Source organism: Psychrobacter sp. JCM 18901, from assembly GCF_000586435.1.
Taxonomy (GTDB): domain Bacteria; phylum Pseudomonadota; class Gammaproteobacteria; order Pseudomonadales; family Moraxellaceae; genus Psychrobacter.
Window position 1 is genome coordinate 1 of the sequence record NZ_BAWH01000033.1, and the last position, 10,923, is coordinate 10,923.

General features: G+C 43.4%; 6 protein-coding genes and 4 pseudogenes. 8 read left to right on the forward strand and 2 right to left on the reverse strand.

Features of this window, described 5'->3' with window-relative positions; translation table 11 throughout:
• The first annotated feature begins 175 nt into the window (after window positions 1-175).
• The 6 genes and pseudogenes from TT11_RS16125 to TT11_RS16155 all read left to right on the forward strand — a co-directional run bounded on the left by TT11_RS16125 (window position 176) and on the right by TT11_RS16155 (window position 5,290).
• Window positions 176-1,632 (forward strand): annotated as a pseudogene (locus tag TT11_RS16125) (hypothetical protein).
• Window positions 1,633-1,818: 186 nt separating this feature from the next.
• Window positions 1,819-2,055 (forward strand): PA3496 family putative envelope integrity protein, encoded by a 237-nt coding sequence (locus TT11_RS16130; RefSeq protein WP_261871146.1) that lies wholly within the window; start codon window positions 1,819-1,821, stop codon window positions 2,053-2,055.
• Between the two features lie 297 nt (window positions 2,056-2,352).
• A pseudogene (locus tag TT11_RS17560) lies at window positions 2,353-2,910 on the forward strand (UPF0149 family protein).
• 114 nt (window positions 2,911-3,024) lie between these two features.
• Window positions 3,025-3,460: pseudogene (locus tag TT11_RS16145) on the forward strand (YbjQ family protein).
• Between the two features lie 93 nt (window positions 3,461-3,553).
• Entirely contained in the window at window positions 3,554-4,060 is a 507-nt protein-coding gene (locus tag TT11_RS16150; RefSeq protein WP_261871149.1) for a YbjQ family protein, read from the forward strand.
• A gap of 306 nt (window positions 4,061-4,366) precedes the next feature.
• Window positions 4,367-5,290 (forward strand): bile acid:sodium symporter family protein, encoded by a 924-nt coding sequence (locus TT11_RS16155; protein ID WP_179799341.1) that lies wholly within the window; start codon window positions 4,367-4,369, stop codon window positions 5,288-5,290.
• Window positions 5,291-5,479: 189 nt separating this feature from the next.
• Here the strand turns inward: TT11_RS16155 and TT11_RS16160 are convergent, their stop codons facing one another.
• Window positions 5,480-5,833, reverse strand: coding sequence for a formate/nitrite transporter family protein (locus TT11_RS16160; RefSeq protein WP_261871150.1), 354 nt, complete (start codon window positions 5,831-5,833; stop codon window positions 5,480-5,482).
• On the reverse strand, window positions 5,817-6,620 hold the full coding sequence (locus TT11_RS16165) for a formate/nitrite transporter family protein (protein ID WP_261871151.1): 804 nt from the start codon (window positions 6,618-6,620) through the stop codon (window positions 5,817-5,819). Before TT11_RS16165 ends, TT11_RS16160 begins: the two co-directional genes overlap by 17 nt.
• A 311-nt stretch (window positions 6,621-6,931) precedes the next feature.
• Here TT11_RS16165 and TT11_RS16170 point away from each other — a divergent pair.
• A pseudogene (locus TT11_RS16170) lies at window positions 6,932-9,850 on the forward strand (valine--tRNA ligase).
• 300 nt (window positions 9,851-10,150) lie between these two features.
• A complete protein-coding gene (locus TT11_RS16175) occupies window positions 10,151-10,777 on the forward strand; it encodes a DUF262 domain-containing protein (RefSeq protein WP_261871152.1) in 627 nt (208 codons plus the stop codon).
• Window positions 10,778-10,923 lie beyond the last annotated feature (146 nt).

Here is a 10,923-nt window from a genome sequence, read left to right on the forward strand (position 1 = left end):
TTGCGAAGCTGGCAACAATATTGATGCTGTTGATAGTCGTTAATAATCAGTACTGCTTTATCACTATGTGCGCATCAAAGTTGGCGCACATCAAAATTGTTTAAAAATTAGCCAAAAAAATGAGCAGTAGCCTCGTTTTTTAATTTCTTCTCTTCAAAAAAAAGTTTAACATATCATGACGTATTTAGCGCCGCGGCAAGGGTTGTTTGCCATTATTCTTCTGGTTAGTTTTTGTTTGCAGACGCTGTTATTGGTCATTAGTACTGACCAACAGCTGAGCAATAGTCGTGCGTTAAAAGGCGAGCAGATGGTCGCCCAGCTGATTGATGAAGCAAGGTTGTCTTTAGAAAATAAAGATCGTGTGAGCTTAAGCGTTATTGCCAACCGCTATACCAGCGAACAAGACGTCACACGGATACTGATTAAGGACAACAACGATGATATCTTGGTGCCAGTAGCAATGCGCCGATGCAGCAAGGTGACACCATTCGTCAAATCGCCACCAATGGCGATGCAGTTATCGGTAGCGTTGCACTGACTTTGAAAGACGTTAGCAAAGGCGAGATTATCGCCATGCAATGGCCGTTTGTCATCGGTACTATGCTGCTACATTTACTGCTTTGGCTGATTTACGGTTACCTCGCTCGTCCGACCAAAGAGCAAATCAATGCATTAAGTCGAGATATCCAAGAGCTGTATCGTGACCAATATAGACCAGTCGATCAACGCGGCTATGACCGTGAGCTTGAGCGCCAGTCAACGGGTCAATCAGCGTCTCATTTAGCAGACAGTCAAGTAACGACTGATAATACGGCTAATGCCACAGATGACGAAGTGACTAATGCACGCAAGTTTAATGTACATAATGAAGTGAACGAGTACCTTAGAACTCAGCAAAACCAAGAGACAGGTAGCGATACTGACAATCTAGCGAGTGCGAGTGAAGGTGGCGAAAGCGAAATAGCAGATACAGACGGTGTTGCTTCTCAAGCTGCCAGCCATACGTCTAAACTGTCTGCCACCCGAGCCGTTGATAGCGTCAAAGTTCAAATCGTATTCCATGATGAGTTCAATATGCTTGAACGCCTTGCACCTGCGCAGCGTCTTCCGTATCTAGCGCTCTGCACCCAGCTGCTGAATCAAGCCGTGACTGAGTTGTTAAGACAACCATTGCTATTGGGCGTGAGTGCGATGAATGAAGCGCACTTTGAAGACAATGGTGCAAGTGTGGTACTAAAGGCTGATAATAGCCACGCAAAAGTAGCGCTCGCAGGCGTGATGCTTGCCAAGCTATATTTAATGCTCAACAAAATTATCCACGACAAGCACATTGAGCTGTCGCGCTTTGCCTTGCCAGCAAAAGCGGGCGTGAGCGATGAGGCGCAGTCAGAGCCAATGACTCACTTGCTCCAGAGTATTGGCAAAAAAAGAGCAGCTATTAATATTATTGCCAAATGCCGGTCTCAAGCAAATCAGCAATCATGTACAAGTACATAACATCATGCGCCCAACCACTGTCTACGAGCGTGAGTGTGCGATATTTGATGGGGCTAACGACTCATTGATTCAGCGTTTGGCTGATGTGCGCAACGCAGTCTTATGATTGAAGATGAGGATGAGCTACACATTTAATGCCCACTGTATTTGGTCATTTATATTACAATTGTCTGTTATATAGCCTACTGGACTATCTTAATCGTAGGGTTGAAATGTACCATATTGCGAAAAAGGATTGACAACATTCAATAGAGACTTTATAAGGCATATATATATTGATGTATTCTTAATACCCTTGCCTAAAAATGATAGGAGTTTGTCATGAGTGACGCTGATATTGACGACGATTTTGATGATGATTTTGTCGACGATGATGATGCAAAGATGGTTGAAGAAGCTGAGACGAGCGCACGTACACGTTTAAGTAGTCTTGAAAAACGTCGGCTAATCGATAATTTGCTAGAAGAAAAGCGTTTGGCTAAAGAGTTAAAAGACGATCTAGACGACATAGACAACTTCGATGAAGACGGCGATGATTGGGATGATGACGATTTTTAATTTGTCGGCATCAGTCGTTTCAGTGGACTAAAGTGCTTTAGTGGCTACTTTGACAGCAGTGGCTATTTTAATGACTAAAATTATTTAGCCAGTCGAATTGGTTGCCTGCTATTTGTTACTTTTCTAATTTTCTAGGTTGCTTGCAACCAGTTCATTTCGATAATACTTACCTGATAGAGGTTGCTTGAGTTTGATTAACTAAGCAGCCTTTAGTCTCTACTTAAGTAATCGTCCTCTTTTATTTAACCGATCGCCCACTGCGATTGATGACATCTATCTGCTAAGGAAAACCAAATTATGAGTAACCAACTAAGTTTGATGAATTACTAGACTATTTGGACAATCAAGAAAGCCAGTTTGTGCTAGATAGTGTCGCAGCGCATGGTTTTTTGACAGCGACAGTCATCGGTCGTCCATTGCCTAACTGGATGGATGCTCTGTTCGAAGGTCACGTAAGTGAGATTCCAGAAAACGTCATCGACGGTATCAAACGCTGGCGCGATTCGATTATGGCTGAGCTAAAAAAATGAGACGCCTATTGAATTACCATTTGGTGAAGATGCCGGTAACGAAGAAGTGGCGGTTGATTTCTCTGACGAGTCAGACATCGTTGCTTGGTCAATCGGTTTTGTCGATGCCATGTATGGTGATGAAGCAAGTGATTGGTTTGAAGACGAAGAGACGGCAGAAGACGTAGCAGTATTGACCTTGCCAATGATCGTACTAAGCGGTATCGATGATGAAGATCCAGAGCTATCTGAGATGCGTAAAGACGAAGATAAAATGGTACAGATGGCCAATAGCATCGAAGGTAATTTGACTGAGCTGTTTTTATTGTTTCATACCAACGATTAATAATGCTAAGAAACAGCGCTGCTAACGGTGCTGTTTCTGTCTTGTCTATGCTGTATCGCAGCGCTTTGATTTACTATATATTTTATAAGTCACCGATAAGGTCGTCCTATGACTGTGCAACTCTCTAACCTTGAACACTTACCTAACTATCAAATCACTGAACGCCTAGACGTGGTGTACGGTAGTACTGTGCGCTCAAAGCACGTGGGTAAAGACTTGTTTGCTGGGTTAAAAAAACATCGTTGGCGGTGAGCTGACGGCTTATACCGAGCTATTAGAAGAGTCACGCCAAGAAGCAATCGATCGCATGATTGTCAAAGCAGAGGCGCTCGGTGCTGATGCGGTGGTCGGTCTACGTTTTTCGACTTCTAGTATTGCCCAAGGTGCCTCAGAGCTGTTTGTCTATGGTACGGCGGTCAAGGTCGTGCCGATATCACAGCAGCAGTATCAAAACCTACCAAGCGATGGTTACGACCATTCTAGTCAAAATACGAATACTCAGACCCAAGTCGCACCCGATGATTTACCGCGTTTCAATCCTTTTGGTTAATCCTATAATACTAAAAGCTACAATGCTAAAAACTATAATACCGAATCCTATAATGCTAAAAGCACCGATGCTTTTTATGATGAGAAACGTGCTATGAATGATTCACTCACGCAAGTGCTCATCAATTATGGGCCGTTTGTCTTCTTATTCGCAGCTGGCTGGTTCTTCGGGTCACGCCATGAGCGTCAGCATTTGGCACAGCTAACAGTAGCAGAGCAAGCATTGGGCGATATCACTGTCTCAAGCGAACGTCTATACCGTCCCAAGTTAGCAGCGGGTAGTGAAGGCGAGCTGGTGCTTGGTAGTGTCGTCATCGCTCAAGATTATTTCAAAATGATTATCGCTCGCGTATTAAGTGTCTTTGGCAAAAATTTAACCACCTATGAGACTTTGCTAGATCGTGCACGCCGCGAAGCCATTGTTCGTATGCGGACTGAGGCAAAAGTCAAAGGCTACACGCATATCTACGGGTTACGTCTTGAGGTAACCAATGTCAACCAATTAGGCAGTATGGTCGAAGCCATCGCCTACGGTACAGCTGTTATCAATATCGACCATATTCACTCTACATCTGCTATAAATCACAAAACCTCCGCTTAAATCATTTCTACTTTATTTTCAAGTGTAAAAACCTATAATTGACTGACGAGTAGTCAGAAAAATCAAAACCATACACTTTTACAACGATATACTGAATTTTGCCGTTCCGTTATTATTTCGGTTCGTATAAACCAGTTTTATCAAAAATTGTCGGTTTAAAAAACACGACTGTATGGAAAAGTGTCATATAAAGAGCTGACAACGTCGGTGGCTTTTACCCAAGATATCAGCAGGATTGGCTGATTGAGCATGACGAGGTTGTCATAAACCTGCCCGTGTAAGGGCTCTATCTACAAGGATGTAGTTATGGAAGGTGTTGAGTTAGTCACGTTTATAAATGCAAAAGTCATTCCCATTAGTATCTTTTTGATTATGATGGGAATGGGGTTGTCCTTAGTTACCAATGATTTTAAGAGAGTCGTCAAATACCCTAAAGCAGTCGCTATAGGCTTGACCAATCAGCTAATATTCTTACCATTGGTAGGTTTTGCCTTGGCAACCACCATGTCTCTCGAGCCAGAGTACGCCGTTGGGGTTATGTTGTTGGTATTGTGTCCTGGTGGCACGACATCGAACCTATTTACCTATTTAGCCAAAGGTGACGTCGCACTTTCGGTCACCATGACCGCTATTGCCAGTGTCATTACCGTATTTACCATTCCTATCGTCCTTAGTTTTTCGCTCGTATACTTTATGGGTGCGGGTAGTGAGTTCCAGCTGCCAGTGGTCAAGACCATGATCAGCCTAATTGCTCTGACTATCTTACCCGTCAGTATTGGTATGTTGATCAAACGCTACGCCCCTAATGCTGCAGACAAGGGACAGGTGATGGTGTCTCGTTTTGGCGTGATATTTTTGAGCTTCTTGGTACTTTTCTTAAGTTATGTGCAACGAGACATTATCGTTGAAGCGTTAATCGCTACTGGCCCTGTGGCATTGATATTGAACGTATCGACGATGGCGCTTGGTTATTACACCAGTAAATGGTTCGGTCTAAATCCTGCACAAAGACGCTCGATTACTATGGAGGTCGGCCTACAAAACAGTACGCTTTCGATGTTTATGGCACTGACGCTATTGGCTAACTATAAGATGTCAATGACGCCAGCCATTTATACGCTAATCATGTTCTTGACCGCTGGTATCATGGTCAGAGTATTCACTGCCCAGCACAATAAAGCCAAAAGAACCGAGATAGAAAACAGCGTACTGGCAGCACGTAGAATGTAAGAGGTTTAAGATAACCGTAGTAACGCATTGTTGCGCCAGTTGAGACAGTATTGACAAACAAACAGCAATGTATGATGCAATAAAAAAGCCCATAATCCGCTTTGTATAATGAAGCAGGTTATGGGCTTTTATGTTTAGTGCTCGTTTTAACTCAAACCAGCTTTAGCTCAAATCAGTTTTATCTCAAGTCTAGAATCTTCGTCTGTCCATTTTCGCTCTTGCCTCGGCAGCTTGCTCTTTGACTTTTTCAATTTCAAATAAGAACGTACGGTTTTTGAGTACCGCGACGAATACCACGCCGCCTACCGTATTGCCCACCAGTACCACGACTAAAAATACCAAGTAGCGCCAGAGACTGACGGTATTGCCATACAGCAGCGCTGAAAATACTTCGATATTGCCCACGATACTATGATGCAAGCCTAAAAACCCAATGCTACCAGTGATAAGCGTCACCAATACGATACGGCTAAGTGTGTCACGTGCGGAGGTCACCAGCATGCAGCCATGCCCATCATCCAGCCTGCTAGCACGCGCTGCCAAAGATAACCCACCACTCAAAACCTAAGATATGCTCGGCATAAACATCGATAGCATGGTCTGTAAACAGGTGCATATGCAGTCCTAGACCAATCATTAATGCCGCAAAGATACAGCCGCCAACGATATTACCAGCGATGACGATGCCCCACAGCCGCAGGAGCTTGTGCAGCGGTTCAATTTTATTTAAGACAGGCAAGCTTAAGAGGGAAGTCTGCTCTGTAAATAATAACGACTGACCAATCACTACGATAATAAAGCCGATCGGATACAGCAGTGACGACAGCACCATGGCATAGCGACTTGGTATCACATCATTAAGTAGGGCAAACGCTGATAAAATCATAAAAAAGCTGATGCCAATCTCTAGCCCAGCCGTAAAAGCACTGGTAAATAACGAACCAAGTGAACGCTCAAAGGTTTCTTTTGCGTGGATAACTTGCTCGACTAAGATACTGGCGTAGCTTTTCGCTTGGCTTAGATTGTCGTCACTGGCGACCTTTTTGATGGTTTCTTTGTCTTCGTCGCTGATTTCTTCTGGCAGGTCGTCATTTTCTAAGTCTTCGGTGGCTTTGATAGGTTCGTCTGCGTCACTATCTGAAGTTTCGTTTGCATGACTGTCTGTAGTGTCGTCTGCGTCCTTATCTACCCCAATGTCTTTAGAAGAATCGCTGCTTTCTTCTAACGTATGATTATCTTTAGGCATAGGAGGGGTGGTGTTCACGCTCACACGCTCGCTGTCTGATAGATTAGCCTGAGAATCATGGTCATGCTCGGTATCTTGGGACACGGTTGGCTCGCTGGTTATAGGCTAATGATTTTGTTGCATAAGTAATCTCTATTATATTTCCCATTCTTCGGATTGCTGTTGTTGATTGATTAACAATTTGAGTAATAAATCGCCTTCAGGCTTTATAAATTGCCTTACCATCTAACAAAATCTGCCTATCTGCGTTAAAATCACACTATCAACTATTTTTCCTGTTTTTATAGCGTTGTACGCTATCTCATTTTGACCACATTCATTATCAACAATAAGATCACCCTATTATGAGCAATCCTAATACCGATACCAGCATTGATAGCAATGCGAAAACCAATTTGACCCAGTCGATCCAAGCGGCCTTAAGCCAATTAGAGAGCGCCTATAATCCTGCGGAAGTCGAAGCGGGCATGTATCAAGGCTGGGAAGAAAGCGGCTATTTTCAGCCGACTTTTGATAAAGACGAATCGTTTTCTATTGCGCTACCACCGCCAAACGTCACGGGCTCGCTACACATGGGTCACGGTTTTAACAACGCTATTATGGATGCGCTCACCCGTTATCACCGTATGGATGGCGACAATACGCTGTGGCAGCCGGGTACGGATCATGCGGGTATCGCCACCCAGATGGTCGTTGAGCGTCGTCTGGAAGCGCAAGGTATCAAGCGCCGTGATATGACACGTGCAGATTTCATCGATAAAGTATGGGAATGGAAAGAAGAGTCAGGTGGCAATATCACCAGCCAGATTCGCCGTTTGGGCAGCTCGGTTGACTGGTCGCGTGAGCGCTTTACCATGGATGATGGCTTGTCTAATGCGGTAAAAGAAGTGTTCGTTCGTCTTTTCGATGATGGTTTGATTTATCGTGGTAAGCGTTTGGTCAACTGGGATCCAAAGTTCCAAACCGCATTGTCTGATTTAGAAGTCGAAAACCACGACGAAAAAGGCAGCTTGTGGCATTTCCGCTATCATTTCACCGATACAGACCTAACCACCCAAGATGGTAAAAACTATCTGGTCGTCGCAACCACACGTCCTGAGACTTTGCTTGGTGATACCGCTGTCGCCGTTAATCCTAGCGATGAGCGTTATGCGCATTTAGTCGACAAAACCATTACCTTACCGATTACGGGTCGTGTCGTGCCTATCGTCGCTGATGATTATGTCGAAAAAGACTTCGGTACGGGCTGTGTCAAAATCACCCCAGCGCATGATTTTAATGATTATGAATTGGGTCGTCGCCATAGCTTGCCACTGATTAACATTCTTGATGAGCGCGCTAATATCTTGCCAGCGATGGAAGTCTATCCTGACTTGCAAACACGTGAGCCAACGTTAGAGACCACGCCGAGCGAATACGCAGGACTTGAGCGTTTTGCTGCGCGTAAGTTCCTCGTTGAGCAAGCAGGCGAGCAAGGCTGGCTAGAAGATATTGAAGACTACGCACTTAAAGCTCCGCGTGCTGAGCGTGGCGGTACGATCGTTGAGCCGTGGTTGACCGATCAATGGTATGTCGCGGTCAAAGAGCTTGCCAAGCCTGCGATTGACGCAGTAGAAGACGGCAGCATTGAGTTCGTCCCTGCGCAGTACAAAAACATGTATATGGCGTGGATGACCGATCTACAAGACTGGTGTATCAGCGTCAGCTGTGGTGGGGTCATCGTATCCCTGCATGGTATGACGATTCGACAGGTGAAATCTATGTCGCTCGTGACGAAGCGGAAGTGCGTAGCAAATACAACCTAAGTGATGATGTAAAACTGCGCCAAGACGATGACGTGCTCGATACGTGGTTCAGCTCTGGTCTATGGACGTTCAGTACGCTTGACTGGGCAGACGTCAACGCTGATCCACGCGTGATGGATACTTTCCACCCAACCAGCGTGCTTGTGACAGGTTTTGACATTATCTTCTTTTGGGTGGCCCGCATGATCATGATGACTATGCATTTCGTAAAAAAACGAAGATGGCACGCCGCAAGTACCGTTTAAGACCGTCTATGTGCATGGTCTAGTACGTGATGGCAATGGTCAAAAAAATGTCAAAATCGAAAGGTAACGTCTTAGATCCGATTGATCTCATTGACGGTATTGAGCTAGAAGCGCTGGTCGAAAAACGCACCAGCAATATGATGAATCCAAAAGACGCGGCCAAGATTGAGAAGCAAACGCGTAAAGAGTTTCCAGAAGGCATCCCAGCGTATGGTACGGATGCACTGCGCTTTACCTTTACCTCATTAGCCAGTACGGGTCGCGATATTAACTTTGATCTAAAGCGTGTCGAGGGCTATCGTAACTTCTGTAATAAAATTTGGAACGCTAGTCGTTTTGTCCTCATGAACTGCGTCGATGGTGATAGCAACGCCAAGCCTATCGACCAAGTGGCGAATCCCGACGTGTGGGAATTACCAGAAAAATGGATCATGAGTCGCCTAAACTCTAGCATCAAAGACATTCATCAGCATTTTGCTCAGTATCGTCTCGATATGGTCAGCCAAGATATCTATGAGTTCATCTGGAATGAGTACTGTGATTGGTACGTTGAGCTTGCCAAAGCCAGTCTCAATGATGACTCGGTGACGGATACGCGCAAAGCGCAAATCCGCTATGTGTTATTGCACGTGCTAGAGACTGCGCTACGCTTTACCCATCCAATCATGCCGTATCTGACTGAGCAAATCTGGCAGACCATCGCGCCGCTATTGGGTCGCAAAAACACCGACAGCATCGTGGTCGCTGACTATCCACAGACCGATGATAGCCAAATCAGCGAGCAGACCGAAGCGGATATGGCATGGCTACAAGAGCTAATCGCGAGCGTCCGTAACATCCGTGGTGAGATGAAACTGGGTAATGCGGTACGCCTGCCAGTGCTACTACAAAACGTCTCGCAAGATGAAGAAGCGCGTCTGTCACGTATCAAAAATCAGTTCAAAGCGCTTGCCAAAGTTGAGAGCTTAGAGATTGTTAAAGAAGGCGATGATGTGCCACTGTCATCATCAAGCATGGTCGGTCAGCTGCGTGTGCTCGTACCGATGAAAGGTCTGATTGATCCAACAGCTGAGCTGGCACGTCTAAGCAAAGCGCATGAAAAAATACAGAAGCAAGCCGACGGTATCGCTCGTAAGCTAGGTAATGAAGGCTTTGTCAGTAAAGCGCCTGCGGAAGTGGTCGATGCTGAGAAAGCGAAGCTTGCTGAGCTAGAAGGCAGTTGACGGCGATGACAGCGCAGATGGAGCAGTTGAAAGCGTTGTAAATAAAGCGTAAATATTTATATTGTCAGAGAACGCTGTCACAATTGTGATGGCGTTTTTTTATTGTCTACTGGTTAGTTGTCTAACCAACGCTTGCTTCTGATAAATAACTGAATATTTGTGTGCTATTATCTGTTATATTGTTTTGCACAAAAATTTTTAGGTTCTTGCTACTGTATTTGCAAATGATTTGGGGTGTTTTATAACTATAAAATAAAGGTTATTAATATAATACACATCTTATTCAGCAAATAATCCATAGTTGTCACTACCTCTGTTACTTAAATATATAAAGGTTTGTTATGTACGAAATAAGACCAGAGTCATTAAAGAGCTTTATTGAAGATACAAATATTAAATTACCAAGATTTCAAAGAAAACAGACATGGGATGATAAAAAAAATTTCGAGTTAGTTATTAGTATTTTTAAAGAGTATCCAATGGGAGTTAGTATACTAAACGTTGAGGATGCTGATGGTATTAAAACTCGATGGCTATTAGATGGCAGACAGCGTAGAAATGCCTTGTTGAAATTTTATGAGGATCCTGAAAATATTTATTTATGGGCAAAGAAGTATCTAGGTCTAAAAGCTAACGATCAATTACAAGATGTTGATGAAAAATTTTGGAACTCTATAAGTGAGTATTTAGAAGACGGTGAAATTGATGATGAAGATAATTCTGTCGACAATATAGATTACATTGATAGTGAAACTACAAATAACGATGATATGAACCTTATATACGACTCTACAAAAAAAGGATTAGATCTACTTTTACATATAATAAAAATGACACACAATAAAAATTCAAAATATAGTGGGTTTACTCGTCCTTTTGACTTTTCAAAGGAGATTGATTGGTTACCATATATTACATCAGAAAATGGAAAGAAGCATCTAACTCCAGAAAACTTAAGTTATTTTTAAATGAGTATCAATCGTTTTGTAACTATGAAGTTATAGATTATAGGAATATGAGTAGTTTTAAAAAATTTTTTTAATCAACGATTCTTATATGATGAAAATATAAAAAAGTAGTTGAGATTAAGATTGATAGAAATTGGGATAAAATA

Bases quoted from the DNA above. Each gene is read 5' to 3' on its own strand.
- TT11_RS16175 (WP_261871152.1), top strand. From the start codon at position 10,151: ATGTACGAAATAAGACCAGAGTCATTAAAGAGCTTTATTGAAGATACA.
- TT11_RS16150 (WP_261871149.1), top strand. From the start codon at position 3,554: ATGAATGATTCACTCACGCAAGTGCTCATCAATTATGGGCCGTTTGTC.
- TT11_RS16130 (WP_261871146.1), top strand. From the start codon at position 1,819: ATGAGTGACGCTGATATTGACGACGATTTTGATGATGATTTTGTCGAC.
- TT11_RS16155 (WP_179799341.1), top strand. From the start codon at position 4,367: ATGGAAGGTGTTGAGTTAGTCACGTTTATAAATGCAAAAGTCATTCCC.